Below are 25,914 nucleotides of genomic sequence, written 5' to 3' on the forward strand. Positions count from 1 at the left end.
CACAGCCACCACCCGGAAATGATCACTGGAGAGCCGTGTGCGGGGAAAGCTCGCCAGCACGGTTCGGGAAGGGGCCGTCGGAAAAGGACCCGAACCACGGGCACCTCGTCGGCGGCCTACTTCACTCGGCGGGAGGCCGCGCGGAAAAGGACCTGCTCAGTCAGGCACCTCGCCGCGCGGCCGACCCAACTGCCTGGCAGAACGCCTTCCACCGCCTTGCCCGTTGCTTCGAGCGCCGCGCCACCGTGATCGATGCCTTCTTCGACCTCGCGGACTCGATCCTCATCATCCGCAGTCTTGTCCGACGGGCCTGGACCACCTACCGCTGGCAGAGCCGTCCCCGCCGCCGCCCGTGAACACCGGCACCCATCCCTGTGGACGTTCGGTCAACAGCGGGTCAGCACCGCAATCTCGTGGCCGAAGCCGACCACCAGCTGGCCATCCGGTGCCATGGCCAGGGCCCGGACCGGTGACGGGAACATCAACGGTCGGCCGACTTGCTCACCCGTGGTCAGGTCCCATACCCGCACCAGTCCGTCCCGGCTGCCGGTGACAACATGAGGCCGTCCGTCGAGCACCGCCGTCACCACCGCTGTCACCGTCTTCTGGTGGCCTTCGGGCAGGGGCGCGTGCACCTGCTCACCCGTGGTCAGGTCCCACAGCCGCGCCCCGCCGTCGCAGAGGTAGTCACCGCCGTAGCCACCGCCGGTGACGGCGTGGGGACGGCCTTCGACCAGCGCCGTCGCCACCGACCTCACCCCGCCCCGGTGTCCGGTCAGGGGCTCGCGGACCTGCTCTCCGGTGGTCAGGTCCCACACTCGCACCGTGCCGTCTGCGCCGCCGGTGATAGCGCACGTGCGGCCGTCGACCACGGCTGTCGCCACCGCGCCCACCCGCCCGTCGTGACCGGTGTGGGATTGACCGAGCGGTTCGCCAGTGGTCGGGTCCCACACCCGCACCCTTCCGTCCTCGCCGCCGGTGACCACCACGGGACGGCCGTCGAGGACTGCCGTCGCCACCGCGCTCACCCTGTTGGTGCGATGGGTGAGGAACTCACAGACCTGCTGGCCAGTCGTCAGGTCCCACACCCGCACCCTGTCATCGTCGCCGCCGGTGACAGCGCATGCGCGGCCGCCGAACACCGCCGTCGCCACCTCCCAGACGCCGCCCACCTCGTCGGCCAGGGGCTCGCCGGCCTGCTGGCCGGTGGCCAGGTCCCACACCAGCACCGAACGGTCCCAGTCGTCACTGCCGGTGACGACGCACGCGCGGCCGTCGACCACCGTCGTGGCCACCGCACGCACCTCCCCGCCGGGGCCGGTGAGGGGCCGTGCGACCTGCTCCTCGACCGTCAGGTCCCACACCCGGATCGTCCCGTCGTCCTCGCCGCGCAGGAGGGCGTACGTGCGGCCGTCGGCCACAGTTGCCGCCACCACGTGCACCTCCCCGTCGTGGCCGCCGGTAAGGGGACGGCCGACCTGCTCGCCGGTGGTCAGGTCACACACCAGCACCGTCCCGTCCGAGCCGCCCGTGATTGCGTGGGGCCGGTCGCCGATCACCGCCGTCGCAAGCGTCCGCACCCCGTCGTCATGACCGTCCATGGGCCGGCCGACCTGCTGACCGGTGACCAGGTCCCACACCCGCACCTCGTCATCGGCGCTGCCGATGACAGCACAGGGGCGGCCCTCGACCACCGCCGTGGACACCATTGCCAGCGCGTCATCGTGGTCACTCGGGAGCTCGCTCACCTGCTCGCCGGTGGTCAGGTCCCACACCCGGACCCTCCCGTCCCAACCGCCGATGACAACATGAGGCCGTCCGTCGAGCACCGCCGTCGCCACCGCACGCGCCTTGTCGCTGTAACCGGTGAAGAACCCGCCGATACGCCGGCCGGTGGTCAGGTCCCACAGTCGCACCGTCCCGCCCATGCCGATCGTGACAGTGTGCGGGCGACCGTCGACCACCACCGTCACCAGCGACGCAACACCGCCGTCGTGGCCGTTCAGGAACCGGCTCACCTGCTCGTTGGTAGTCAGGTCCCACACCCGCACGGTGTCGTCCGCGCCGCCGGTGACAGCGTGAGGCCGGCCGTCGAGCACCACCGTCGCGACCACGTACACCGCGCCGTCGTGTCCGCCGAGGGACCCACCGACCAGCTCACCGGTGGCCAGGTCCCACACCCACACCCTCCCGTCGTCACCGCCCGCGACGGCACAGGAACGGCCGTCGACCACCGTCGTCGTCGCCTCCCACAGCCTGCCGTCATGGCCGGCCAGGGTGAAACGGAACCGAGGGTCGACCGATGAACCGGTGGCCCACCGAACGTGCCACTCAGCGGCGGGTTCGCCCTCCACCGGTATCGCGAGGATCCGCGCCGCCAGCGCCCGATCCCCGTACCGGGCCGCGTCCAGGGCCAGCAGCTGCCGCCGCACCCCCGCACCAGCGTCACGATGCAGATGCGCCGACGCCCGGTACACCGCCGCCCCCAACCGTGCCCCGGGGCCCGAGGCCGCGTCCAGCAATCGCACCACTCGCCCCGGATCCCCGCTCACCAGGAACCCCGGATCCGCCAACCACCCGTCCACCACGGTGGATCCCTCGTATGAGCTACCGTCCTGCAGGTCACCAGACATGACCAGCACCGTAGCCGCCCCTGCCGACACGCAACCCGCGCGACCACCGGCCCCCTGCCCTACAGCACGGCAGGACACGAACACCGCCCCCACGCTTACAAGGCGCCACAACTCAACACCTCAAAAACCGGGACCGCGCCTGCAACCCCGTAAGGACCCCCCTCTGCCTATCCGCGCGAGTTCGTAAGTAGGAATCTCCCGGCCTCGGCCGGGAGAGCACTTCAAGAGCACCCGCTCGGCGACTGGCCCGCCGACCGCACCGGGCTGGTGGACCTGTCCACCATCGAGATCCCGGCCGGCGCCACCGCCTACCTGTGCGGGCCGCTGCCCTTCCTCCGCGCCGTGCGCGGCCAGCTGCTCGCCGCGGGCGTGCCGGCGGCGGACATCCACTACGAGGTCTTCGGGCCGGACCTCTGGCTCGGCGCCTGATCTCCTTCGGTGACGCCGGTCCGCTCGGTACGATCGCGGGCGGGCCGGCCGGTCCTGCCGACGAAGGGAGTGCCGATGCGGGTCGCGCTGTTCGCCACCTGCGTCAACGACGCGCTGTTCCCCGCCACGGCGGTCGCCACCGTCCGGCTGCTGGAACGGCTCGGCGTCGACGTGGACTTCCCGCCGGAGCAGAGCTGCTGCGGGCAGCCGCAGTACAACACCGGCTACCGGCGGGCCTGCGAGCCGCTCGTCCGCCGGACCGCGCGGGCCTTCGCCGGGTACGACCACGTGGTGACGCCCTCCGGTTCGTGCGTGGCGATGGTCCGCGACAACTACCCCCGGATCGGCGCGAAGGCCGCCACCGAGGGACGCGGCACCGGACTCGCCGACGCCGCCCTCGGCCTGGCGCCCCGGGTGTACGAGCTCACCGAGTTCCTCACCGACGTGCTGGGCGTCGAGGACGTCGGCGCGTACTTCCCGCACACCGTCACCTACCACCCGTCCTGCCACGGCCTGCGCGTCCTCGGCCTCGGCGACCGGCCGCTCCGGCTGCTGCGCGCCGTCAAGGGGCTGGAGCTGCGGGAGCTGCCCGGGGCCGACGAGTGCTGCGGCTTTGGCGGTACCTTCGCGGTGAAGAACGCGGCGGTGTCGGCCGCCATGGCCGAGGACAAGCTCGCGAACGCCCTCGGCACCGGCGCCCAAGTGCTGTGCGGCGCCGACAACTCGTGCCTGATGCACCTCGGCGGCACGCTGCGCCGCCGGGGCGAAGCGCTGCGCCCCTTGCACCTGGCCGAGATCCTGGCCAGCACCGAGGACGACCCTTGGAGGGCGGCATGAGCGAGCGAATCATCGAAATCAGCGCATGGGCGAATGCCCATGCCGAGCGGTGGGGGCACCTCCCAGCCGCCAAGGCTGGGGGAGAGGTGGGCGCATGACCGGCACCTTCCTCGGCATGCCCGCTTTCCCACAGGCCGCCGAACGCGCCGTCCGGGACGGGCAGTTGCGCGCCAACCTCCGGCACGCCACGCACACCATCCGCGACAAGCGCGCCCGCGCCGTCGCCGAACTCCCCGACTGGGCCGAGCTGCGCGCCGCCGGCAAGGCGATCAAGGACCACACGCTGCGCCATCTCGACCGGTATCTCGTGCAGTTGGAGGAGTCCGTCACGGCGGCGGGCGGCACCGTGCACTGGGCGGCCGACGCCGAAGAGGCCAACCGGATCGTCGCCGATCTCGTCCATGCGACAGCTGAGACCGAAGTCGTCAAGGTCAAGTCCATGGCCACCCAGGAGATCGGGCTCAACGAGGCACTCGCCGCCGAGGGCATCACCGCGTACGAGACCGATCTCGCGGAGCTCATCGTGCAGTTGGGCGACGACCGGCCCTCGCACATCCTGGTGCCCGCGATCCACCGCAACCGGGCCGAGATCCGCGAGATCTTCGCCGAACGGATGGCCGACTGGGGCCGCCCCGCGCCCGAAGGCCTCACCGACAGCCCCGCCGAACTCGCCGAGGCGGCCCGGCTGCACCTGCGGGAGAAGTTCCTGCGCGCCCAAGTCGCCGTCTCCGGCGCCAACTTCATGGTGGCCGAGACCGGCACCCTGGTCGTCGTCGAGTCCGAGGGCAACGGCCGGATGTGCCTCACCCTCCCCCGCACCCTGATCTCCGTGGTCGGCATCGAGAAGGTCGTCCCCACCTGGCGGGACCTGGAGGTCTTCCTCCAGCTGCTCCCCCGCTCGTCCACCGCCGAGCGGATGAACCCGTACACCTCGCTCTGGACGGGCACCACAGCGGGCGACGGCCCGTCCGAGTTCCACCTCGTCCTGCTCGACAACGGCCGCACGGCCGTGCTCGCCGACCAGGTCGGCCGCCAGGCGCTGCGCTGCATCCGCTGCTCGGCCTGCCTCAACGTCTGCCCGGTGTACGAGCGGGCCGGCGGCCACGCGTACGGCTCGGTGTACCCCGGACCGATCGGCGCCATCCTGACGCCCCAACTGCGCGGCACCACAAGCCCGGTGGATGCCTCGCTGCCCTACGCCTCCTCGCTCTGCGGGGCCTGCTACGACGTGTGCCCGGTGGCGATCGACATCCCCGAGGTGCTGGTCCACCTGCGCGAACGGGTCACCGAGCAGGGCGGGCACCCGATGGAGCGGGCCGCGATCGCCGCCGCCGGGTACGTGCTCGACCACCCGGCGCTGCTCACCGCCGCCGAGCGGCTGGCCGGACGGACCCGGGCCCTGCACCCGCGCCGGCTGCCCGGCCCCGGGCGGGCCTGGACCGACACCCGGGACCTGCCGGAGGTGCCCGCCGAGCCGTTCCGCGACTGGTGGAGGAAGAACCGCCCGTGACCTCACGAGACTTGATCCTCGGCCGGATCCGCGCCGCCCTCGGCGAGCCCGCACCGCCGGAGGAACAGCCGCTGCCCCGGCACTACTTGACCACCCACGCCCCGGACGAACCGGCGGCGCTGCTCGACCTCCTGCACCGCAACCTCGCCGACTACCGGGCCCGAGTGCACCGCTGCACCGACGTCGAACTTCCTGCACGAATCGCGGAGTTGCTCGCCACGCGCGGCACCCGCACGGTCGCCGTGCCGCCGGACCTGCCGCCCGACTGGCTCGGCGCCGTCACCGCCGAACGGCTGGCCGACGACGGCACGCTCACCGCCGCCCGCCTCGACGCCGTCGACAGCGTGGTGACCGGCTGCGCGCTCGCGATCGCCGAGACCGGCACGATCGTGCTGGACGCCGGCCCGGGGCAGGGCCGCCGGCTGCTGACCCTCGTCCCGGACCACCACGTGTGCGTCGTCCGCGCCCCCGAGCAGGTCGTCGCGTCCGTCCCGCTCGCGCTGCCCCGGCTCGACCCGGCCCGGCCGCAGACCTGGATCTCCGGACCGTCCGCGACCAGCGACATCGAACTCGACCGCGTGGAGGGCGTGCACGGCCCGCGGACGCTGGAGGTGCTGCTCGTCACGCCGGCCTGAGCTCCAGCGTGCAGCACTTCGCCCCGCCGCCGCCCTTGAGCAGTTCGGACACGTCCACCGGGATCGGCTCGTACCCGTACTCGGCGAGCCGCCCGGCCAGGCTCTTCGCCGCCTCCGGCAGCAGCACCCGGCGCCCGTCCGAGACCACGTTCAGACCGAACACCTCGGCGTCGGCCCGGTCGGCCAGGATCGCGTCCGGGTAGAGGCCGCGCAGCACGGCCCGGCTGTCCGCGTCGAAGGCCTCCGGGTAGTACATGACGTGGTCGTCGTCGAGCACGGCCAGCGCGGTGTCCAGGTGGTAGAAGCGCGGGTCGACCAGGGTCAGGGTGACCACCGGCACGCCGAACAGCTCGCCCGCCTCGGCGTGCGCGGCCCGCGAGGTCCGGAAGCCCGTCCCGGCCAGCACGCGGCGGCCGGCCACCAGGTGGTCGCCCTCGCCCTCGTTGACGTACCCGGCCCGGCGCACCTCGCGGTACCCGCGCGCCCGGAACCACGCCTGGTACGCGTCGGACTCGGCGGCCCGCTCCGGGTACCGGAAGGTGGCGACGAGCGCCCGGCCGTCCAGGACGGTCGCGCCGTTCGCCGCGTACACCATGTCGGGCAGACCCGGCACCGGCTCGATCAGCTCGACGGTGTGCCCGAGGCGGCGGTACAGCCAGTACAGCCGCTCCCACTGCCGGACGGCCAGCGCGGTGTCGGTGGGCTGTGCCGGGTCCATCCACGGGTTGATCGCGTAGTCCACGGTGAAGTACGTCGGTCGGCACATCAGGTAGCGCCGCGGCCGCGCGGTGCGCTCCGGAGTCTTGGTTGGCATTTCTCCACCGTCCTTGAACTGCAAGGGTGTTCGGGTCCAGTTGCGGTTGCCCCGGCGGCGCCCTTCGCACACCCGCGCAGGCGCCCCCACCGGGCGCAACCCCCCGCGCACCCGGCGCGAGCCCCGGCGCACGGGGTGCCCCTGCCGACGGCACGTGGCCCATCTCACGTGCTGCCGAGGTCACCTACGGTGGCGTAGGTCACTTGATTCAGTGAAGTATTTTCTTCATGCCGAACCTCCAGGAGACCCTTGACCTCAGTTCGTACGCCGCCCTCGGCGACAGTTTCACCGAGGGCCTGAACGACCCCGGGCTCGACGGCGCCTTCTTCGGCTGGGCCGACCGCCTGGCCGGGATGCTCGCGCAGGGCCGGCCGCCAGGGCGGTTCCGGTACGCCAACCTCGCGGTGCGCGGGCGGCTGCTGGACCAGATCGCGGCCGAGCAGGTGCCCGAAGTACGGCGGCTCCAGCCCGACCTCGTCACCTTCTGCGCCGGCGGCAACGACATCCTGCGGCCCGGCAGCGACCCGGACGAGGTCGCGGAGCGCTTCGAGGCCGCCGTCGCCCAACTCGCCGACTCCGCCGGGACGGTGCTGATCTGCACCGGCTTCGACACCAAGGACGTGCCGCTGCTCAAGCACCTGCGCGGCAAGATCGCCACCTACAACGGGCACATGCGGGCGGTCGCCGACCGCAACGGCTGCAAGGTGGCCGACCTGTGGTCGCTGCGCTCGGTGCACGACCGCCGGGCGTGGAGCGAGGACCGCCTGCACCTGTCCCCCGACGGGCACCAGCGGGTCGCGCTGCTGGCCGCGCGCTCGCTGGGCCTGCGCACCGAGGAGGACCCGGAGGCGCCGTGGCCGGCGGCGCCGGTGCTCTCCGCCGCCGACCAGCGGCGCGAGAACATCCAGTGGGCCCGCGAGTTCCTGCTCCCGTGGGTCGGCCGGCGACTGCGCGGCGAGTCCTCGGGCGACCACATCGAGCCCAAGCGGCCGGACCTGATGCCACTCTGATGGATAGTCAGTGCGCGCGTGCAGCGGCTTCGAGACCTTCACCTGCTGCCAGGACCTCGGTGAGAGCAACGCGAGCTGGCTGGAGACGCTGCCGCACATGGCCGGGTACGTCGAGTCCCGGCGCGGCTGGATGCTCATCGACTTCCCGGTCGACAGCGGCCTCGCCTTCCTCGCGGCTGTGGCGAACTCCGGCCCGCGCGACGCCTTCTACGTCCGGATGACGCACTGGGCGGCTCCGGACGCGTGGGACGTCAACGTCAAGCCCATGGACGTCGCGATGCGTCATGAGCAGGTGGAGTCGCAGTTCCACCTGCGGCTGCTCCAGGTGAGCTTCCCCGCGTACGACCTGCCGGAACTGGTCCGACGCCTCGGCGAGCACGCTGCGGGCCGTTCGGTGGCACCCGCGCCGGCCGACTGGAGCACCGTCGGCCGGTAGTTCAGCCGGCCAGGAACGGCGCCACCGCTGCCACGTACTCGGCCGGCCTGGCGCTGTGCACCAGGTGGCCGGCCTCGATGGTGACCGTGCGGCAGTCCGGGATCAGGCGGGCGAGTTCGGCGATCCGGTCCTGCGGGACGTGGCTCGTCGGGCCGCCCGCCACCACCAGGGTGGGGGCGGTGATGGCCGCGAGGCCGTTCCGCCAGGCCGCATCGGGGGTGTCCAGCTGGGCCTTGAGCGGCCGGACCGCCGCCCAGTCGAAGTCCACCGGCTCGTCCGGCGCGTCCGGCACGACGCTCGCCGGGCGCGGGTGCAGCGCCGGGATCTCCTCCAGCACCAGCCGGGCGACGCGCTCCGGCCGGGCCTGGGCGACCAGGTAGGCGACCGCGCCGCCCAGCGAGTGGCCGACCAGGTCGATGCGGGCGAGCCCGAGCGCGTCGAGGAAGGCGAGCACGTCGTCGCGCATGGCCTCCAGGCTGTACTCGGCGGTGCGACCGCTGTCGCCGTGGCCGCGCAGGTCGAGCGCGTACACGTGGTGGCCCGGTGCGAGGGCGGGCAGCACGACGTCCCAGTCGGCGGCGCGCTCGCCGAGGGCGTGCAGGAGCACCAGCGGCGGGCCGTCGGGCCGGCCGCTCTCGCGGTAGGCGATCGCCACGTCGGGCAGGTCCACGATCCGAACGTCCGTCATAACGATCACCGTACGCCCCACCACCCCGCTACCGGACGCCTGTTCGCCCACGGCTCACCGCCGTCGCCTCGGCCGCCTCCGCCGGCACCGCGCGCGCCGTCGCCCGGCCCGCGCAGACCGAGGCCAGCACCGCCAGCCCGGCCAGGGCCGCGCACACCAGGCTCGCGTACAGGTACGCCGAGCGGTGCCCGCCGCCCCCGGCCGTCGACCGCAGGTAGACGCCGGACAGCGCCGAGACGCCGACCGCCGCCGCGATCCGCTGGGCCATCTGCAGGATCGCCCCGCTGACCCCGGCCGCCTCGGCGGGCGCGTGGCGCAGCACGAACGCTTGGTTGGTGGCGCCCATCAGACCGACCGAGGCGCCGCCGAAGAGCTGCAGCAGCGCCAGCAGCCACGGCAGGACGGCGGACGGCGCCCAGTGCGCGACCAGTCCGCTGGTCAGCATCACCAGCGCCGAGCCGGTCATGCCCGCCGTGACGGTCCGCCGGCCGAAGCGCTGCACCACCCGCCACGCGAGCGCGGAGGCGACCCCCATGGCGACGGCCGAGGGCAGCGCCACCAGGGCCGCGCCCATCGGCGAGAGCCCGAGGCCGTCCTGCAGGAACATCGTCAGCACCAGCCCGGCGGCGAGCGAGGAGCCGAACTGGGCCATCGCGGTCGCCGTGCCGAGCGCGTACGGCGCGGAGCGGGTGAGCGCGGGGTGGATCAGCGGGTGGCCGCCGGAACGGGCGTAGCGGCGCTGCCACCAGACGAGGGCGCCGAGCAGGGTCGCGGCGACGGCGGCGAAGGCGAGCCAGCCCGTCCACCCGGGCGGCTGGACGAACGGCAGCATCAGCGCCAGCGTGAGCGCGCCGACCAGCAGCAGCCCGACGAGGTCGAGGTCGGCGTGCCGGGCGCTCGGGCGGGGCCGGGGCAGGTGACGCACCGCCAGTGCGACGGTGGCCAGGCCGAACGGCACGTTGAGCAGGAAGGTCAGCCGCCAGCCCTGTTCGGGGCCCACGGCGGCCAGCACCGCGCCGCCGATCGGCGGGCCGAGCGCGAAGGCCAGTCCGCCGGTCACCGCGTACATGCCGAGCGCCCGGGCGCGCAGCTGGCCGTCGAAGACGTCCTGGAGGGTGCCGATCATCTGGGAGTTGACGAGCCCGGCGCCCGCGCCCTGGAGCAGCCGGGCGGCGATCAGCACCCCGGGGTCGGTGGCGGTCGCGGAGACCAGGCTGACCGGGGAGAACAGCGCGAGGCCGGTGACGAAGAACCACTTGCGGCCCTTGACGTCGCCGAGCCGGCCGCCGGGGATCAGCGCCAGGCCGAAGGCGAGCGAGTACCCGGCGACGATCCACTGCAGGTGGGCGGGCTGGGCGTGCAGGCTCTCGCGCAGGGCGGGGATGGAGGTGTTGAGGACGGACTGGTCGAGCAGCGTGGTGAAGCCGCCCGCGACACAGACCAGCAGGACGCGGCGCCCGGCGGCGTCGAAGCGCTCGCGGGGCGCGCCGGATATGCCCGATATACCGGAACTCACGACTCCACCACCACCAGCGCGTACCGGGCCTCGCCCGGGCCGAGGCTGCGGAAGCGGGAGGTCGAGGTGACGTAGCGCAGGCAGTCGCCGGGATGGAGCCGGTGCGGTTCGCCGTCGACGGTCAGCTCCAACTCCCCCTCCAGCACCCATAGATGGTGCTCCATGCCGGGCACGCACGGGCGGTCGTACGCGATGTCCGCGCCGGCCGGGAGGCGGCCCTCGATGATCTCGGCGCGCAGCGAGTTGTGCGGAGGGGACACCGAGCGGCGGACGAACCCGCTGGACTCGTCCCGCCAGATCCGCTGCTCCCCGGCCCGGACCAGCCGCGCCGGGGCGGACTCGACCTCGGCGAGCAGCCGGGACATGGTGCGCCCGTACACGCCGCAGAGCCGCCCGAGCAGCGCGGCGGTCGGGCTGACCTCGGCGCGCTCGACCCGGGAGAGGGTGGAGCGGCTGACGTCCGCGCGCTGCGCCAACTCCTCCAGGGTCCAGCCGCGTTCGACCCGCAGTTCGGCGAGCCGGGTGGCGAGCCGCTCGTCGGCGGCCGATTCGATTCCCATATTCGCGATGCTATCCCGGAAATGAGATCACTCCCAGAGGCAGAACGAGGCATCGATCGACCCCTCGGCCGAAGACGGCCGCTGATCATATGATGTGCGCCGAATCAGGGCCGGTCAGCGGCCCGCAAGGCGCGATGGGGGATCATGTTCGGCATCATCAGACCGTGCAAGCACCGGCTGTCCGAGCGGCTCCAGACCTCCTGGATGGCGCACCTGTGCGGACTCTGCCTCGCGCTGCGCGACGACCACGGGCAGCTCGCCCGCACCGCCACCAACTACGACGGTCTGATCATCTCGGTTCTGGTCGAGGCCCAGACCGCCCGCGACGACGCCTCCTGGCGGCGCACCGCCGGGCCGTGTCCGCTGCGCGGCATGCGCACCGCCTCCGTCGCCAAGGGCGAGGGCGCCCGGCTCGCCGCCGCCGTCTCGCTCGCGCTCGCCTCGGTCAAGATCCGCGACCACGTCGAGGACCGGGACGGCGTCTTCGCCCGCCGCCCGGTCGCCGCCGGGGCCCGTGCCGTCACGCGGCGCTGGGACCGGCAGAGCGCGGGCACCGCCTCTGCGGTCGGCTTCGACACGGCCGTGCTGCTCGACGCCGCCTCCCGCCAGGGCGAGTTGGAGCGTTCGCTGCGGCCCGGCGGCTCCGTCCTGCTGGTCACCGAGCCCACCGAGAGCGCCACCTCGGCCGCCTTCGCCCACACCGCCGTGCTCGCCGGACGCCCCGGCAACGCCGCCCCGCTCGCCGAGGCCGGACGGCTGTTCGGCCGGCTCGCCCACCTCCTCGACGCCGCCGAGGACCAGGCGGCCGACGCCGCGAGCGGCGCCTGGAACCCGCTCACCGCCACCGGCACCGACCGCGCCGAGGCCGAACGCCTCTGCCGCGACGCCGTCCGCGGCATCCGGCTCGCCCTGCGCGAGGTCGAACTCACCGACCGGGCACTCGTCCACGTCCTGCTCGCGCACGAGACCGAGCGCGCCGTCGAACGGGTCTTCGGCCCGGCCGCCCACGCCGCCACCTGCCGCACCCGGACACCGTCCGGCGACCACCCCCACGACGCGCCCCCGCGTCAGGCGCCGGACGGAACCCCGGTTTCCCCGTGGATCCCGCAGGGTCCCGGCTTCGAGCCGATCGGCCCGAAGCCGCCGCGCCCGCGCAACCTGCCGGCCGGCTGCGCGGTGTGGGCACTGATGGCCTGCACGTGCCAGCTGCTGTGCTGCGACCACAACGACCCGTTCAGCCGGGAGCGCCGCAAGGGCTTCTGCGAGCGGCACGACTGCGACTGCGGCGATTGCGACTGCGGGTGCGGCGGCTGTGGGTGCATCGACTGCAGCGGGTGTGGCGACTGCTGCCAGTGCTGCGACGGTTGCGACTGCTGTGACGGGTGCGACTGCGGCTGCGACTGCTGATCACCCGTCCCGGCGCGCGACCGCCGGGACGTCCCGCTCGACCACGACCGCCGGCACGACCACCGGCACGACCACCAGCCTTTCCACCGGCCCGGGTTGCTCCAGCAGCAGCCCGGGCCGTTCTGCGCACGCGTTGAGGTGATCTCGCCAATCCTCTTGGCCTGTCGGTGGGTTGATGGTTCAATACCCACCTGTTAGGAAAGTTTCCTAACGAGATAGGAAGCCACTCCCCGATGTCCCCCCACGGAGAGGACGACTCCCCCATGAGTCGTAGCACCATCAGGACCTTCATCGCCGGGGCCGCGGTCGCCGCCCTCCTGCCCCTCGCCGGGGCGCCCGCCGGAGCGAGCACAGCGGGCAGCGCCGCAAGCATCACCGCGGGCAGCCACGCCGCCGCCCGTCCGTCGGATGCCGCGTTCCAGCACCCCGGCGTCCTCGTCGGCAACCAGCAACTCGCCTTCCTCAAGGGCCAGCTGGACGCCGGGGCCGAGCCCTGGAAGTCGGCGTTCGCGGACCTGCAGTCCAGCAAGTTCGCGTCGCTGGACTGGCAGCCCCAGCCCCGCGCGACCGTCGAGTGCGGCTCCAGCTCCCACCCCAACAACGGCTGCTCCGACGAGCGCGACGACGCGATGGCCGCCTACGCGCACGCCCTCCAGTGGGTCCTCACCAAGGACCAGCGCCACGCCGAAAAGGCCATCCAGATCATGGACGCCTGGTCGGGCGTGATCCAGGAGCACACCAACAGCAACGCCCCGCTCCAGACCGGCTGGTCGGGCAACAACTGGTCGCGCGCGGCGGAGCTGATCCGCTACTCCGGCGCCGGCTGGTCCGCCGCCTCGATCGACCGCTTCTCGACCATGCTGCGCACCGTCTACGTGCCGCTGCTGACCCCTGGCAGCCCGCGCAAGAACGGCAACTGGGAGCTGATCGAGACCGACGCGCTGATGGGCATCGCGGTCTTCCTCGACGACCACGACCTCTTCAACCAGGCCGCCACCATGTGGCGCAACCGCCTGCCCGCCTACATCTACCTGTCCTCCGACGGCCCGCTGCCGGTGCCCCCGCCGAACGCCGGGATCGACGGCCAGGACGCCATCGTCAAGTACTGGCAGGGCCAGTCCACCTTCGTCGACGGGCTCTCGCAGGAGACCTGCCGCGACTTCGGCCACACCGGCTGGGGCCTGGAGGCCGCCGCCCAGACCGCCGAGACCGCCCGCCTCCAGGGGCTCGACCTGTGGAGCGAGGGGCGCGAACGCCTCGTCAAGGCACTGGAGTTCCACGCCGCGTACGACAACGGCGCGAGCATGCCGGACTGGCTGTGCGACGGCTCGGTGAAGACCGGCCTCGGCCCGACCGTGCAGATCGCGTTCAACGAGTACCACGGCCGGGAGGGCATCGCGATGCCGCAGACCGAGCAGTTCGTGGGCGCGCACAGCCCGTTCGGGGCGAACTACTTCATCGGCTGGGAGACGCTGACGCACACCAGTGCGCCACTGGCCGCCGGCCCGGCCTGGGTCGCCACCTCGGCGCACGCGGCCCCGGCCCTCGGCGCGGTGTCCGCGACCGCCGCGCAGGCGCTGGACGCCGGCGGCATGACCGCCGACCAGCGGCGCCGGGCCGACCAGTTGATCAGCATCTTCGAGAACAGCACCACCGTGATCCAGTACGGCTATGCGGAGAACATCAACGACGGCCGCGGCGTCACCGCGGGCCGGGCCGGGTTCACGACCAACGACGGCGACGCGCTCAAGGTCGTCCGCGCCTACACCGCGGTCTCCCCCGACAACCCGCTCGCCCGCTTCATCCCCGAGCTGGAGCGCCTCGCCTCCTCCGGCAGCGGCGACACCAGCGGCCTGCCCGAGAGCGACTACATCGCGGCGTGGAAGCAGGCCGCCGACGACCCGGCCTTCCGTCAGGTCCAGGACGACCAGGTCGACCAGCGCTACTTCTCCCCCGCCATGAGCCAGGCCGACCAGCTCGGGCTCACCGGTGCGCTCGCCCGCGCCGAGCTGTACGACGCCTCCATCCAGCACGGCAACGGCAGCGAGTACGACGCCCTGCCCGCGCTGATCAGCCGCACCAACGCCAAGGTGGGCTCGCCCGCCGGCGCCGGCGAGAACGCCTGGCTGGAGGCGTTCTTCGACGTGCGGATCGATGACCTGAACAACCCGGCCAATGGCTCCACCGCCGACGAGTGGCGCAAGTCCGTCGACCGCGTCGAGTGCCTGCGCCGGATCGCCGCCACCGGCAACCACAACCTGGACGGCCCGCTCAGCGTCACCGCGTACGGCTCCGGTTACACGATCAGCTGACACCGCGCACACCGCCGGTGGCGGCGGGGACCCCGGACTCCCCGCCGCCACCGGCGTTTCCCGCCCCGGTCAGCACGCGTCCCACCGCGCCGCCCCGTCTCGTTCGTCGCCTGACCGTGCCATACCATCGGCCGAATGAACGCAGCAGGACGGAGAACGGCCACCGGCGCCCCACCCGACCCCGCCTCACCCACGGCGGTGTCGGTCCACGGGCAACAGCCCTGGAACCGCCAGCGGTTGCGCAGCAACAACGAGTGGCTGCTGCTGGAGCGGCTGCGCCTGCACGGACCGCTCTCCCGCGCCCAACTCGCCCGCGACACCGGCCTGTCCAAGCCCACCGTGTCCGCCGCCCTGGCCGCCCTGGAACTTGCCGGACTGGCCCGCGAGGCCGGCCGCTTCGCCCCCGACCGGGGCCGCACCGCCGTCCTGTACGAGGCCGACCCGGCCGCCGGGCACGTACTCGGCCTCGACATCGGCCGGGCCCGGCTGCGAGTCGCCGTCGCCGACCTGTCCGGGCGGATCGTCGCCCGCCGCGACCTGCCCAACCGGGGCCGCTCCGCCAACGCGGTGGCCGACGCCGTCGTCGCGGCGGCCCGGGAGACCATCGCCGAGGCCGGGCTCACCGCCGCCGGCATCGCCCGCACCGTGGCGGGCTCGCCCGGCGTCTGGGACGAGCAGCGGCGCAGCGTCCAACTCGCCGCCAACCTGCCCGGCTGGGGCCGCCCCGGCCTGTTCGACCGGATCGCCGAGAGCCTCGGCACCGGCGTCGCGGTGGCCAACGACGCCAACCTCGCGGCCGTCGGCGAGTACACCTACGGCGCCGGCGCGAGCAGCCGCCTCTTCGTCTACCTCCTCGTCGGCACCGGGCTCGGCGTCGGCGTCGTCAAGGACGGCGAACTCCTCACCGGCGCCCACGGCGCGGCCGGCGAACTCGGCCTGCTCCGCCTCCCGGGCTGCGACGCCACCCTCGAACAGACCGCCTCCGCCGACGCCGTGGTCCGCACCGCCCTCGGGCTCGGCATGCGGCGGCCGCTGACGGCGGAGAAGGTGTTCGCCAGGGCCCGCTCCGGCGATCCGCTCGCGACGGAGACCGTCCGGCAGGAGGTGGACCGCCTCGGCACCGCGCTCGCCGTGGTGTCGGCGCTGCTCGACCCGGACGTGGTCGTCCTCGGCGGCGGCATCGGCCGCAGCGCGGACCTGCTGCTCCGTCCCCTGGAGGAGGCCCTGCACGAGCGCTCGCCGCTGCGCCCCCGCCTGGAGGCCGGGCGCCTGGGCCAGGACGCCGTCCTGCTCGGGGCCGTCGCCACCGCCCTGGAGACCGCCCGCCTCGACGTCTTCGAGCGGCGGACGGCCGCGATCGCCTGAGCACGCGTCAACGGGCCTGGTCGGCAGCGGCTGACCAGGCCCGTTGCGTTACGTCAGACCGCGGTGGGCGCCAGCAGCACGCGGGCGGCCTCCTTGGCCTCGGCGGCGGGGGTGCTGTCGCCGCGGATGGCCGCGGTGGTGATGGCGCCCTCGGCAAGGAGGGCGAGGTGGACGGCGGTGGCGGGTGGGGCGCCGGCGGCCGTGGTGAGGCGGGCGAGGTAGGCGGCGAACTCGGCCTTGTGGTGGCGGGCGGCGGAGGCCACGGCCAGGGAGGATGCGCCGAGTTCGCCGAAGGCGTTGACGAACGCGCATCCCCGGAACGCGGGTTGGGCGAACCATATGGCCAACCAGTCGAAGACCGCGAGGAGTTGCTCGCGCGGCTCGACGGCGGCCTCGTCGACGTAGGCCGCGAGGTCCGCGCGCCAGCGTTCGTCGCGTCGCAGGAGGTAGGCCTCGACCAGGTCCCCCTTGGACGGGAAGAGCTGGTACAGGCGGCGCAGCGTGACGCCGGAGGCGGCCCGTACGGCGTCCATGCCGACGGCCTGGATGCCCTGCCCGTAGAACAGGTCCTCGGCCGCGTCGAGGATGCCGTCCGCGGCGCGGTCCCGTGTGCCGTCGTGGTCCATCTGCCGTGCCCTTTGCGTGAGAACGATGGTTCTCCTAGGGTAGCCGAGGAGGCGAGAACGGTCGTTCTCGCCCGAGCCCGTGCTCGATGGAGGCCAGTATGTCCGCTATGTCCGCACAGCGCCCGCCCCTGCCCCCGTTCACCGAGGAGACCGCCCGGCAGAAGGTCCGGGCCGCCGAGGACGGCTGGAACACCCGCGACCCGCAGCGTGTCGCCCTCGCCTACACGCCGGACAGCCGGTGGCGCAACCGCGCCGAGTTCGTCACCGGGCGCGGGGAGATCACCGCCTTCCTGACCCGCAAGTGGCACCGCGAACTGGAGTACCGCCTGATCAAGGAGCTGTGGGCGCACGACGGCCACCGCATCGCCGTGCGCTTCGCCTACGAGTGGCGCGACGACTCCGGGCAGTGGCACCGCTCCTACGGCAACGAGAACTGGGAGTTCGACCCGGCCGGCCTGATGACCCGCCGCCACGCCTCCATCAACGACCTGCCGATCGCCGAGGGCGACCGCCTGTTCCACTGGCCGCTCGGCCGCCGCCCCGACGACCACCCCGGGCTGAGCGACCTCGGCCTCTGAGCCGCCCGGGGCTGGGTCATAGCCTGACGCGCCGTAGCCTGGCGCCCATGGAGAAGATGGAGACGATCGTCACGTACCTGGAAATGACCGACCCGGCCGACCTCCGCCCCTCCCCCGAGGTCCCCGCGCTCGCCCTGCTCCGCGCCGACGGTTCCTCCTCCGCGGTCCAGGACGTCCAGGCGCGGGTCGGGGCGCCGCACGGCTGGCGCAGCACCGCCCGCACGGCCGGGGACTGGGCGGCGCACCTCTCCGAGCACCCGCGGCGCCAGTACTGGCTGGTCACCCACGACGGCGAGCCGGCCGGCGTCGCCAACCTCGAACCCCACCCGGGCGGGGACGTGGAGATCACCACCTTCGGCCTCGTCCCGGAGCACGTCGGGCGGGGCCTCGGCGGTTACGCGCTGACGCTCGCGCTGCGCCAGGCCTGGGCCACCGAGCCGCTCGACGCCGACGCCGTCCGCCGCGTCTGGCTGCACACCAACTCCAACGACCACCCGAACGCCCTGCGCAACTACGAGAAGCGCGGCCTGCGCCCCTACAAGGTCCAGAAGGTCCGGAAGGTCCAGGCCGGGACGGACTGAGCTTCCTGCGGGTGAGTTCCCCTCGGGCGGGGCTGTTCCACGGTTGTGACGCTCCGTGGACGCGGTGCGGAACTGGGGCTGGGAGGCTCCTTGGTGAAACGAGCAGCGCACGAGGGGGACCTGGAAGATGTCCGTTCGCAACAGAGTTCGCAACCGGTTCGGCACGGTCGCCGCCATCGCCCTGATGACCACCGCCGGTACCGTCCTGGTCTCCGCCTGCGGCCCCAACGACTCCGGCAACGGGCCCGAGCCGACCGCCGGCGCCCCGATCGCCACCGCCCCGGGCACGGCCGCTCCGGGCACTCCGGCCCCCGGCAAGAGCGGCGGCACGGGCGGCACGGGCGGCAAGGAGACCAACGGGACCACCGCGGCCAACCACCTGACCATCAGCACCGGCGCCCAGACCGTGGTGATGAACGGCACCACCGTCGACTTCGGGACGGTCGTCCGCGACCTCGCCTGGTCGCCGGACGGCAAGAAGGCCGCGTTCGTCAACGGCAACGGCGACCTCGTCACCGCCAACCCGGACGGCAGCGGCAAGGTGACCGTCGCCAAGAACCCCGGCGGGGAGACCTGGTCCCACCCGAGCTGGCAGCACGCCGAGCCGAGCGCGAGCATCAGCGACAGCCCCGAGTTCAAGGAGCGGTTCAACACCATCGTGTTCTCCGCCTCCAAGGCCAACGTCCTGCGGCTGGAGAAGGTCTCCGCCAAGGGCGGCGCCGCCCCCGCGGTGCTGACGCCGCGCAACTCGGAGGATGGCGTCCCGGGCGGCACCCCGCAGCCGCCGGAGACCGGCAACACCTGGTCGAACGCCGGCGGCACGCACGGCGAGGTCGCGTACGCCAACACGCCCGCCGGCGAGGTCTACATCTACGACGACTACATCCGGCCCGCGACCCGCGACCTGGGCAAGGGCTCGCAGCCGGCGCTCTCCCCCGACGGCGAGCAGATCGTCTTCGTCCGCGCGGTGAACGGGCACGACCACCTGTTCACCAAGAGCGCCCAGGGCCAGAGCAAGGCCGAGAAGGACCTCACGCCCTCGGCGACCGCCGACTACACCGAGCCGGCCTGGTCCCCGGACAGCAAGACCATCGCGGCCCGCACGCCGGACGGGGTCAGCACCCTGCCCGCCGACGGGTCCGCCGCCCCGGCGCCGGTCTCCACGTTCAAGGGCCTGCCGGCCTACCGGCCGTAGGCTCCGCCGGCCCTGTCGGAACCGTCGGGCGCGTCGAACCGGGCCAACTCGGCGCGCAGCTCGGCGAGATGCGCGTCCGCGTGCTCGTGCGGCAGGTACTCGACCACGTCGAGGAAGCGGAACAGCACCCGGGTCTCGGTGACGGCGTACTCGTAGTCACCGAACCCCACCACCGCCCCCGTGCCGCCGCGGGCGGCGCCCCGGACGGCGGCGGAGGTCAGCTCGTCCGGGGCGCCCTCGGCGGTGTTGCGGCGGCGGGCGTTGGGCCGGGCCAGGTAGGGGCAGACCATCGCGGCGTACAGCATGCAGGCGCGGTGGCCGGGCCCCTCCATGGTCGGCGCGAGGTTGCGGTACGGGCGCCCGGCCGCCAGCGCCTCCGCGATCGCGGCGCTCTCCGCCGCGCCCACCACGCGCCAGACCGGGCCCTGCGGCATCAGCCGGTCGCACACCGAGCAGCGGCGCTCCAGCGCGCAGTCCGCGCTGCGCCCGTGGTCGGTCAGCGCGAACTGCGGCTCGTCGCCCTCCCACGGGGTGATCGCCGGAACGGGGTAGCCGCGGACGTCGCGGGGCCGGGCCTCGACGGCCGGCGGCATCGGAACGGAGTCGAAGCGCACGGGCCATGCTTACCAGGCGGCCGGTGAGCACGTCGAGCCGTCAGCGCGTGCCTGCGCGGGGACGGCGCCGGGACCGGGTGTGCGGAGGGTCGGCTCCGCCGCCGCAGTGGTGGCGGAGCCGACCCGGGACCGGTACGGGCCCGAACCCGTGCGGCTCAGTTCCAGATGCCGGTGATGTCGCCGGCCGTGGCGGCGTTGCCCGCGTGGGTGCTCAGGCCCGCCAGGTCCTCCAGGGTGCGCAGGACGTTGTAGTGGTTGTAGGTGGTGGCGGAGGTCTTCCCGGGTGCCACGTGGGCGCCGTACAGGACGGTCGGGATGCGGTTGCCGGCCAGCCGGTTGTCCTCGTCGAAGGTGACGAGCAGCAGGCTGTTGTGGGCGGCGGCCCAGGTGGCGTAGGCGCCGAGGTTGCTCTTCAGCCAGGTGTCGCCGGTCTTGACCGAGCAGTCGTGCATGTCGTTGCACAGGTTCGGCACGACGAAGGACACCTTCGGCAGGGTCGTGTAGTCGGCCGGGAACTGGGTGAAGGTGTACGCCGAGTTGAGCGCGACGTTGCCGAAGCCGAACCACGGGTTGTGCTTCTGTGCGTAGTTGCCGCTGCTGCACGTGGTGCTGCCCTGGGCGGGCAGCGACTCGTTGTAGCTGGCCCAGGTCTTGCCGGCGGCGGTGAGCTCGGAGGCCAGGTTGGGGGCCTGGAGCGCGCCGACCGTCACGCAGCTGTCGTTGGTGATGCCCTGGGTCGAGCCGGAGAACAGCGCGTAGTAGTTCGGCTGGCTCGGGTGTGTGAGCGCGTACGACTGGGTCAGCGTGGCGCCGCCCTTGGCCAGGGAGTTGATGTACGGGGCGCTGCTGCTGCCGATGACCTGGCTGTACGCGTGGTTCTCCATGACGACGACGATCACGTGGTCGGGCGTCGGCAGGGCGGCGGCCTGGGCCGCCGGGGCGGTGGCGGCCCAGAGGCCGACGGAGGTGGCGGCGAGGGCGGTCGCCGAGGCGAGGGCCGTCGCCGTGCGGCGGGATCGCGGCCTTAAGGACGAAGGCATGGGAAGTCCTCTAGTAGGGAAGGCCGTTGGCGAAGTCGGTGGCGAAGGTGGACTCCAGGGTGCTCAGCACCCCGGCGTCGGTGGTGATCAGGCCGAGCTCGCGGTTGTTGTTCAGCGAGTTGTCGGAGAAGTTCTCCGAACCGGCGAACACCTTGGCCGAGGACGTGCCGTAGTCGGCGACGATCGTCTTGGCGTGGATGTAGAGGCTCGTCGTCGTCGAGTAGGTGACGATTCTGCCGCCGGCCGCGGTCACCTGGTCGAAGTAGGTGCCGTAGTAGCTGGGGTTCATGCCGACGACGCGCACGGTGACCCCGCGGCCGGCCGCCGCGGCGACGGCGTCCACCAGGGCCTGGTCGCCGAACTCCAGCTGCTCCAGGTCGAGGCTCGTCTGCGCGCCGTTGATCAGGGCGAGCAGGCGGCTCTCCGAGTCGGTCGGCGACCAGACCAGGTTGTCGCCGTCGGAGGGGGTGATCGCGGTCTTCGCGTAGTCCGCGGCGAAGACCTGCTCGATCGCGGCAACGTCGTTGGCGTCGGTGTCGAAGACGCCGAAGTCGCGGCCGGTCGCGTAGTAGTTGGCGTCCAGGTTGCCGGTCATGACGAGGGACTTGACGCCGTCCACCGTGACGGTCTTCTGGTGGGTGTAGACGTACGCCGACGAGGAGTACGTCACCCCGGCGCCCGCGCTCCGGAGCGCGGAGAAGGCGGCGCCGTTGACCGAGGTGTGCTTGCCGTCCAGGATCACCCGGACCTGGACGCCCGCCCGCTGGCGGCCGATCAGGGCGTTCACCGCGCTGGTGTCGCGCAGCTCGTACATGGTCACGTCCACCGACGTGGTGGCGGAGTTGATGAAGTCGTAGACCAGGCTGTGACTCTGATCCGGGAACACCACTGCCGAGTAGGTGGCGGCGGTGTCGGCGTGGGCCGTCCCGGATATCGGGAGCAGGCCGACGGCGGTCAGCAGCAGTGCGCCGGCGCGGCGCGCGATTCGGGCCAGGGGCATACGGAACTCCTCCGTCGCTGAACGGGGTTGGGGCTGCACGGGGGGCGTGCAGGGAAGCGCCGAATCAGGATGGAGCCCGCCGGTTTACGCGGGTAGACCCCTGGAGGTAAAGCCTTGGCCGCCGTTCGGGAAACGGACGGTGCGTAAGATCGGGTTCACATTGCCAGCCGGTGCCCGCGCCGGAGATAGTGGATCTTCGATCGGCGCGGCCACACGCCGCGTCAGCTGACAAGAGAACCGAGGAACATGGCGAAGATCAGGCTTCTGCGTCCCCTGGCCGTGGCTGCGGCCGGTGTGGTCCTGCTGGCGACCGGCGCCGCGAACGCCGCGGCGGCCGACCAGGGCACCCCGAGCGCCCCCGTCCCCGACACCGCCGCGGTGCTCGCCGCCCTCCAGACCACCATGAACGCGGGCGCGCCCGGCGCCTTCGCGGTCATCCGCGACCACGGCGACCCCGGCCTCGACCGGTCGCTGACCGTCGGCAAGGCCGACCTCGACGGCACCCCGATGAACGCCGACTGGCGCTTCCGGGTCGGCAGCAACAGCAAGATGTTCGCGTCCGTCCTCGTCATGCAGCTCGCCGAACAGGGCCTCATCGACCTCGACAAGCCGCTGCGCGACTACCTGCCCGCCGGCACCCTGCCCGACGCCTGGACCATGACGGGCCGCCAGGTCATGGAGCACCGCGCCGGCATCTACGACCACACCAACGACCTGCTGGAGCAGGCCGGCGAGGAGACCACCGCCGCCTTCGAGGCACGCATCCGCACCAACGTGTACGACCCGCGGGACCTCGTCGCGATCTCCGTCAAGCACGGCATCCAGTACCCGCCGGGCACCAAGTACTCCTACTCCAACACCGACTTCGTGCTGATGGGCCTCGCCGTCGAGAACCTCACCGGCCGCCCCTACGCCGACGTCCTCAAGGACCGGATCCTCGAACCGCTCGGCCTGCGCCACACCTCCTTCGTCGTCCCCGACGACGAGATCCGCGGCGCCCACGTCACCGGCTACCTCACCAACGACGACCGCACCAAGCCGCTGCTCGACTCCACCCAGCAGACCGCCTCCTGGCTCTGGGCCGCCGGCGGCGTCACCTCCTCCGCCGAGGACCTCGACACCTTCCTCACCGCCCTGGTCGCGGGCAGCGCCGGCGGGCTCGTCTCCGACGACTCGCTCAAGCAGATGAGCGCCGCCCTGCCCACCCCCACCGCGAAGATCAGCTACGGCCTCGGCCTGCGGCGCATCTCGCTCTCCTGCGGGGACGTGTACGGCCACGGCGGCATCGTCCAGGGCTACCAGACCCAGTCCTTCACCGCCCCGGACGGGCACCGCACCGTCGTCGTCTTCGCCAACGCCTCCAACAACGGCGCCGTCACCCAGGGGCTGATGGGCGCGCTGGAGCCGGCGTTCTGCGGCAAGAAGCCGGCCACCGCCGCGCCGCGGACCAACCTGCGGTCCGCGGTGCCGGGTGCGGTCCCGGGCAGCACGATCCCGCGCAGTACGATCCCGGACACCACGATTCCGGCGGTCGAGGACAGCCGGATCTGACGGGCCTCAGCCGCCTGCGCCAGTGCCCGGGCGGCGGCGGCCCGGACGGCCGTCCGCGGTGAGGTCCGTGAGCGCCTCGGTGAGGAGCTCACGGGCCTCGTCGGCGCGGCCCTGCTCGATCAGGGCCGTGCCGAGCTCGGTCAGCGCCTTCGTCATGCTGTCCGGGCGGCCCACCGCCTCGTAGTGGGTCAGCGCCTGCCGGTACGCCTTCTCCGCGGCCGGCCAGCGCTTCAACGCCGCCCGGTCCAGACCGAGTTCGTGCGCCGTCATGGCCGCCATGAAGTGCATCAGCGGCGACTCCCAGCGCTCCACCAGCTCCAGCGCGCCCGCCAGCGCCAGCCGGCGGGACTCCACCGCCTCCTCCGCCCGGCCCGAATCGCGCAGGCAGCTCGCGGCGCCGCGCAGCGTCACCAGCCGTCCGATCCGGGCCGCCCGGTTGTCCACCAGCGCGAAGGCGTCCCCGGCCCGGTGGTAGGCGTCGATCGCCTCCTGGTGGCGGCGCAGCGCGCGCAGGCCCGAGCCCAGGTACGTCAGCGCCCAGCCCTCCTGCTCGTGGTCGCCGATCCGGCGGGCCAGCTCCAGGCCCTCACCGGCCAGTTCCGTGCCCCGCTGGTAGCGGTGCAGGCAGGTGATGTACGTCCACGCCAGGTAGTTCAGATGCACCGTCTCGGCATGCGGGTCCCCGCACGCGCGGGCCGAGTCGACCGACAGCTGGAAGACCTCCGCCCAGATGTCCCAGCTCAGCAGCCGGTCCGAGAACCAGTGCATCGCCTCCGCGGTGTCGATCACCTCCCGGTGCCGGCCGGACTCCGCCGCCCGGTACATCGCGGCCAGCCACTCCTGGCTCTCCTCCTCCAGCCAGCGGGCGGCGTCGGAGAGCGTCACCGGCGCACTCGTCGGATCCGGGTCCGCCGACACGTCCTCCCCGGTGCTGTCCGGGTCGAACCGCAGGCCCGCCGCAGCGGCCCGGCGCAGCAGCCAACTCCCTGCCTGCGCGCGGGCGTCCGCCACCGCCTCGGCCGTCTCCTCGTCCGCCAGCCGCTCCCCCGCGTACAGCCGGACCAGGTCGTGCAGGCGGTACCGCTCCGGGGTGGTCAGCTGGACCAGCCCGGCGTCCGTCAACTGCTCCAGCTGGCGCTCCGTCCGCACCACGGACAGCCCCGTGTAGGCGGCGGCCACGGCGGCCGTGAAGTCGTGCCCGGCCGTCAACGCGCAGCGGCGCAGCACCAGCTGCGACTCGGCGGGCAGCCGGCGGTACGAGAGGGCGAACGCCGGTCGGACCGCCAGATCGCCGGTCTCCAGCAGGTCCAGGCGGTTCTCCTCGGCCGCGAGCTGTCGCACCAGGTGGCTCACCGGCTGCTGCCGGCGGGCCACCAGGCGCTGCCCGGCGATCCGCAGCGCGAGTGGCAGGTAGCCGCACAGGCGGGCCAGTTCGGCCACGGCGTCCGGTTCGGCGGCGATCCGCTCGGGGCCGGCGATCCGGCCCAGCAGGGCGGCGGCCTCGGCGGGCGCGAGGGCGTCCAGGCTCAGGCGGTGCACCGACTCCAGGCCCGGCAGGGCGCTGCGGCTCGTGACGATCGTCACGGCAGGGCCGGAGCCGGGCAGCAGCGGGCGGACCTGCGCCTCGTCGGCGGCGTTGTCCAGGATGAGGACGAGGCGGCGCTCCCGCACCAGCGCGCGGAACAGGCCGGCGCGCTCCTCCGTCCCGGCGGGGACGGCACCGTCGGCGACCCCCAGGGCGCGAATGACCTGGCCCAGCGCGTCGCGGGCGGACAGCGGGGTCGGCGCCATGCCGCCGAGGTCGAGGGAGAGCTGCCCGTCGGGGAACAGGCGGGCCAGGGAGTGCGCGGCGTGCAGGGCGAAGGCGGTCTTGCCCAGGCCGGGCTGACCGCTGATCAGCACGACACGGGGGTGCGCCGGCTCGTCGTCCCGGGCCAGCTCCTCCAGCAGGGCGAGGGCGTCCTCGCGGGCCGTGAAGTCGGCGATGTCCCGGGGGAGGGCGAGGGCGCCGGGGAGGGTGGCGGGAGCCGGGGCCGGTTCGCGGGCCGGTTCGGGGGCCGGGGGCGCTTGTGGGGGGACGGTGTGCGGGGGGACCGTCGCGCGGGTGCCGCGCGGGCGGCCGGACTGCGCGGCCTGCTCCAGCACCGTCGTCCGCCCGGCATCCAGCCGCAGCGCGGAGGCCAACGCCCGCACGGTCCGCCGCTGCGGGCCGCGGGTCCGCCCGCGCTCCATGTCCCCCAGCGCCCGCAGACTCACCCCGGCCGCAGCGGCCAGCTCCTCCTGCGTCAGCCCGGCCCGCACCCGGTACCCGGCCAGCAGGCGGGCGAACTCGCCACCCTCGTCCACCGCATCCGTCATGTTTCCCGCCCTTGTTACTGCCGGTACTTCTGCCATCGGTTGTGTCCCAACCACCACACGCAGGCAGAAGTATGCCCGGTTCCCGCCGAGGCGACGTCATTGCACCCCAGCTCAGGTGCGGTGCCGGGGAAGTAGGAGGAGTGGAGAGGCACAACGGCGGCAGAGGCGCGGCTGCCGGCAGAACTGCCCATAGTTCTGCCTGTCCTCGGCCGGCAGATC

At 73.1% G+C, this 25,914-nt stretch carries 21 protein-coding genes and 4 pseudogenes; 15 read left to right on the forward strand and 10 right to left on the reverse strand.

Translation table 11 applies throughout. From position 1 onward, the window contains the following. Positions 1 to 356 (forward strand): annotated as a pseudogene (locus tag KV557_RS43365) (hypothetical protein); the annotation flags it as partial. Between the two features lie 30 nt (positions 357 to 386). Here the strand turns inward: KV557_RS43365 and KV557_RS44605 are convergent. Then, a complete protein-coding gene (locus KV557_RS44605) occupies positions 387 to 2,432 on the reverse strand; it encodes a WD40 repeat domain-containing protein (RefSeq protein WP_218205238.1) in 2,046 nt (681 codons plus the stop codon). Positions 2,433 to 2,864: 432 nt separating this feature from the next. On the opposite strand from KV557_RS44605, the pseudogene KV557_RS33000 reads away from it, so the two are divergent. The 4 genes and pseudogenes from KV557_RS33000 to KV557_RS33015 form a co-directional block, all read left to right on the forward strand. Further along, positions 2,865 to 3,062, forward strand: a pseudogene (locus KV557_RS33000) (hemin transporter); the annotation flags it as partial. 75 nt (positions 3,063 to 3,137) lie between these two features. Next, a complete protein-coding gene (locus tag KV557_RS33005; protein ID WP_218205239.1) occupies positions 3,138 to 3,899 on the forward strand; it encodes a (Fe-S)-binding protein in 762 nt (253 codons plus the stop codon). Positions 3,900 to 3,993: 94 nt separating this feature from the next. Next, positions 3,994 to 5,409, forward strand: coding sequence for a LutB/LldF family L-lactate oxidation iron-sulfur protein (locus KV557_RS33010; RefSeq protein ID WP_218205240.1), 1,416 nt, complete (start codon positions 3,994 to 3,996; stop codon positions 5,407 to 5,409). Beyond that, positions 5,406 to 6,044 carry a LutC/YkgG family protein gene (locus tag KV557_RS33015; RefSeq protein ID WP_218205241.1) on the forward strand — a complete coding sequence of 213 codons (639 nt, stop codon included), beginning with the start codon at positions 5,406 to 5,408 and terminating at the stop codon, positions 6,042 to 6,044. The genes KV557_RS33010 and KV557_RS33015 overlap by 4 nt, the downstream gene beginning before the upstream one ends. Here KV557_RS33015 and ddaH read toward each other — a convergent pair. Further along, entirely contained in the window at positions 6,031 to 6,858 is an 828-nt protein-coding gene (gene ddaH / locus KV557_RS33020) for a dimethylargininase (RefSeq protein WP_218205242.1), read from the reverse strand. The genes KV557_RS33015 and ddaH overlap by 14 nt on opposite strands. Positions 6,859 to 7,085: 227 nt before the next feature. Here ddaH and KV557_RS33025 point away from each other — a divergent pair, with 227 nt between their 5' ends. After that, complete coding sequence (locus KV557_RS33025; RefSeq protein ID WP_218205243.1) at positions 7,086 to 7,868, forward strand: SGNH/GDSL hydrolase family protein; 783 nt, start codon at positions 7,086 to 7,088, stop codon at positions 7,866 to 7,868. 10 nt (positions 7,869 to 7,878) lie between these two features. Continuing rightward, positions 7,879 to 8,304, forward strand: coding sequence for a hypothetical protein (locus tag KV557_RS33030; RefSeq protein ID WP_218205244.1), 426 nt, complete (start codon positions 7,879 to 7,881; stop codon positions 8,302 to 8,304). Between the two features lies 1 nt (position 8,305). Here KV557_RS33030 and KV557_RS33035 read toward each other — a convergent pair whose 3' ends face one another. Genes KV557_RS33035 through KV557_RS33045 form a run of 3 tightly spaced genes read right to left on the reverse strand, consistent with a single transcriptional unit; the run spans position 8,306 to position 11,068 of the window. After that, positions 8,306 to 8,992, reverse strand: coding sequence for an alpha/beta fold hydrolase (locus tag KV557_RS33035; protein WP_218205245.1), 687 nt, complete (start codon positions 8,990 to 8,992; stop codon positions 8,306 to 8,308). 28 nt (positions 8,993 to 9,020) lie between these two features. Next, on the reverse strand, positions 9,021 to 10,508 hold the full coding sequence (locus tag KV557_RS33040) for an MFS transporter (protein WP_308130187.1): 1,488 nt from the start codon (positions 10,506 to 10,508) through the stop codon (positions 9,021 to 9,023). Next, positions 10,505 to 11,068 (reverse strand): helix-turn-helix domain-containing protein, encoded by a 564-nt coding sequence (locus tag KV557_RS33045; RefSeq protein ID WP_218205246.1) that lies wholly within the window; start codon positions 11,066 to 11,068, stop codon positions 10,505 to 10,507. Before KV557_RS33045 ends, KV557_RS33040 begins: the two co-directional genes overlap by 4 nt. A 144-nt stretch (positions 11,069 to 11,212) precedes the next feature. Between KV557_RS33045 and KV557_RS33050 the strand changes: the two genes are divergently transcribed. The 4 genes and pseudogenes from KV557_RS33050 to KV557_RS33060 all read left to right on the forward strand — a co-directional run bounded on the left by KV557_RS33050 (position 11,213) and on the right by KV557_RS33060 (position 16,152). Then, positions 11,213 to 12,475, forward strand: coding sequence for a DUF5685 family protein (locus tag KV557_RS33050; RefSeq protein ID WP_218205247.1), 1,263 nt, complete (start codon positions 11,213 to 11,215; stop codon positions 12,473 to 12,475). 263 nt (positions 12,476 to 12,738) lie between these two features. Then, a pseudogene (locus tag KV557_RS45005) lies at positions 12,739 to 13,968 on the forward strand (alginate lyase family protein); the annotation flags it as partial. A gap of 141 nt (positions 13,969 to 14,109) precedes the next feature. Then, a pseudogene (locus KV557_RS45010) lies at positions 14,110 to 14,787 on the forward strand (chitosanase); the annotation flags it as partial. Between the two features lie 135 nt (positions 14,788 to 14,922). Continuing rightward, the gene (locus KV557_RS33060) at positions 14,923 to 16,152 is read left to right on the forward strand and encodes an ROK family protein (protein WP_218205249.1); all 1,230 of its coding nucleotides are present in this window, start codon (positions 14,923 to 14,925) and stop codon (positions 16,150 to 16,152) included. Between the two features lie 53 nt (positions 16,153 to 16,205). Here the strand turns inward: KV557_RS33060 and KV557_RS33065 are convergent, their stop codons facing one another. Further along, positions 16,206 to 16,778, reverse strand: a complete 573-nt coding sequence (locus KV557_RS33065) for a TetR/AcrR family transcriptional regulator (RefSeq protein ID WP_218205250.1) — start codon at positions 16,776 to 16,778, stop codon at positions 16,206 to 16,208. Between the two features lie 107 nt (positions 16,779 to 16,885). Between KV557_RS33065 and KV557_RS33070 the strand changes: the two genes are divergently transcribed. From KV557_RS33070 to KV557_RS33080, 3 genes are all read left to right on the forward strand, one after another. Continuing rightward, positions 16,886 to 17,356 carry a nuclear transport factor 2 family protein gene (locus KV557_RS33070; RefSeq protein WP_218205251.1) on the forward strand — a complete coding sequence of 157 codons (471 nt, stop codon included), beginning with the start codon at positions 16,886 to 16,888 and terminating at the stop codon, positions 17,354 to 17,356. Between the two features lie 47 nt (positions 17,357 to 17,403). After that, positions 17,404 to 17,937 carry a GNAT family N-acetyltransferase gene (locus KV557_RS33075; protein WP_256178318.1) on the forward strand — a complete coding sequence of 178 codons (534 nt, stop codon included), beginning with the start codon at positions 17,404 to 17,406 and terminating at the stop codon, positions 17,935 to 17,937. Positions 17,938 to 18,064: 127 nt separating this feature from the next. After that, positions 18,065 to 19,132, forward strand: coding sequence for a hypothetical protein (locus KV557_RS33080; RefSeq protein WP_218205252.1), 1,068 nt, complete (start codon positions 18,065 to 18,067; stop codon positions 19,130 to 19,132). On the opposite strand, the gene KV557_RS33085 is transcribed toward KV557_RS33080, so the two are convergent. From KV557_RS33085 to KV557_RS33095, 3 genes are all read right to left on the reverse strand, one after another. Further along, a complete protein-coding gene (locus tag KV557_RS33085) occupies positions 19,120 to 19,746 on the reverse strand; it encodes a hypothetical protein (protein ID WP_308130188.1) in 627 nt (208 codons plus the stop codon). The two genes, KV557_RS33080 and KV557_RS33085, sit on opposite strands and share 13 nt — an antisense overlap. Positions 19,747 to 19,901: 155 nt before the next feature. Continuing rightward, positions 19,902 to 20,786, reverse strand: coding sequence for an alkaline phosphatase family protein (locus KV557_RS33090; protein ID WP_218205253.1), 885 nt, complete (start codon positions 20,784 to 20,786; stop codon positions 19,902 to 19,904). 10 nt (positions 20,787 to 20,796) lie between these two features. Beyond that, entirely contained in the window at positions 20,797 to 21,786 is a 990-nt protein-coding gene (locus tag KV557_RS33095; RefSeq protein WP_218205254.1) for a phospholipase D-like domain-containing protein, read from the reverse strand. A 246-nt stretch (positions 21,787 to 22,032) separates the two neighbouring features. Here KV557_RS33095 and KV557_RS33100 point away from each other — a divergent pair, with 246 nt between their 5' ends. Continuing rightward, the gene (locus tag KV557_RS33100) at positions 22,033 to 23,337 is read left to right on the forward strand and encodes a serine hydrolase domain-containing protein (RefSeq protein ID WP_218205255.1); all 1,305 of its coding nucleotides are present in this window, start codon (positions 22,033 to 22,035) and stop codon (positions 23,335 to 23,337) included. Positions 23,338 to 23,343: 6 nt separating this feature from the next. On the opposite strand, the gene KV557_RS33105 is transcribed toward KV557_RS33100, so the two are convergent. Further along, the gene (locus tag KV557_RS33105) at positions 23,344 to 25,695 is read right to left on the reverse strand and encodes an ATP-binding protein (protein WP_218205256.1); all 2,352 of its coding nucleotides are present in this window, start codon (positions 25,693 to 25,695) and stop codon (positions 23,344 to 23,346) included. Between the last annotated feature and the right edge of the window lie 219 nt (positions 25,696 to 25,914).

Source organism: Kitasatospora aureofaciens, from assembly GCF_019192735.1.
Taxonomy (GTDB): domain Bacteria; phylum Actinomycetota; class Actinomycetes; order Streptomycetales; family Streptomycetaceae; genus Kitasatospora; species Kitasatospora aureofaciens_A.

Excerpts from the sequence above, each read along its gene's own strand:
- KV557_RS33045 (WP_218205246.1), bottom strand. The coding sequence starts at position 11,068 with ATGGGAATCGAATCGGCCGCCGACGAGCGGCTCGCCACCCGGCTCGCC.
- KV557_RS33095 (WP_218205254.1), bottom strand. The coding sequence starts at position 21,786 with ATGCCCCTGGCCCGAATCGCGCGCCGCGCCGGCGCACTGCTGCTGACC.
- ddaH (WP_218205242.1), bottom strand. The coding sequence starts at position 6,858 with ATGCCAACCAAGACTCCGGAGCGCACCGCGCGGCCGCGGCGCTACCTG.
- KV557_RS33060 (WP_218205249.1), top strand. The coding sequence starts at position 14,923 with ATGAACGCAGCAGGACGGAGAACGGCCACCGGCGCCCCACCCGACCCC.
- KV557_RS33005 (WP_218205239.1), top strand. The coding sequence starts at position 3,138 with ATGCGGGTCGCGCTGTTCGCCACCTGCGTCAACGACGCGCTGTTCCCC.
- KV557_RS33090 (WP_218205253.1), bottom strand. The coding sequence starts at position 20,786 with ATGCCTTCGTCCTTAAGGCCGCGATCCCGCCGCACGGCGACGGCCCTC.
- KV557_RS33025 (WP_218205243.1), top strand. The coding sequence starts at position 7,086 with ATGCCGAACCTCCAGGAGACCCTTGACCTCAGTTCGTACGCCGCCCTC.
- KV557_RS33075 (WP_256178318.1), top strand. The coding sequence starts at position 17,404 with ATGGAGAAGATGGAGACGATCGTCACGTACCTGGAAATGACCGACCCG.
- KV557_RS33070 (WP_218205251.1), top strand. The coding sequence starts at position 16,886 with ATGTCCGCACAGCGCCCGCCCCTGCCCCCGTTCACCGAGGAGACCGCC.
- KV557_RS33065 (WP_218205250.1), bottom strand. The coding sequence starts at position 16,778 with ATGGACCACGACGGCACACGGGACCGCGCCGCGGACGGCATCCTCGAC.
- KV557_RS33035 (WP_218205245.1), bottom strand. The coding sequence starts at position 8,992 with ATGACGGACGTTCGGATCGTGGACCTGCCCGACGTGGCGATCGCCTAC.
- KV557_RS33080 (WP_218205252.1), top strand. The coding sequence starts at position 18,065 with ATGTCCGTTCGCAACAGAGTTCGCAACCGGTTCGGCACGGTCGCCGCC.
- KV557_RS33010 (WP_218205240.1), top strand. The coding sequence starts at position 3,994 with ATGACCGGCACCTTCCTCGGCATGCCCGCTTTCCCACAGGCCGCCGAA.
- KV557_RS33100 (WP_218205255.1), top strand. The coding sequence starts at position 22,033 with ATGGCGAAGATCAGGCTTCTGCGTCCCCTGGCCGTGGCTGCGGCCGGT.
- KV557_RS33105 (WP_218205256.1), bottom strand. The coding sequence starts at position 25,695 with ATGACGGATGCGGTGGACGAGGGTGGCGAGTTCGCCCGCCTGCTGGCC.
- KV557_RS33050 (WP_218205247.1), top strand. The coding sequence starts at position 11,213 with ATGTTCGGCATCATCAGACCGTGCAAGCACCGGCTGTCCGAGCGGCTC.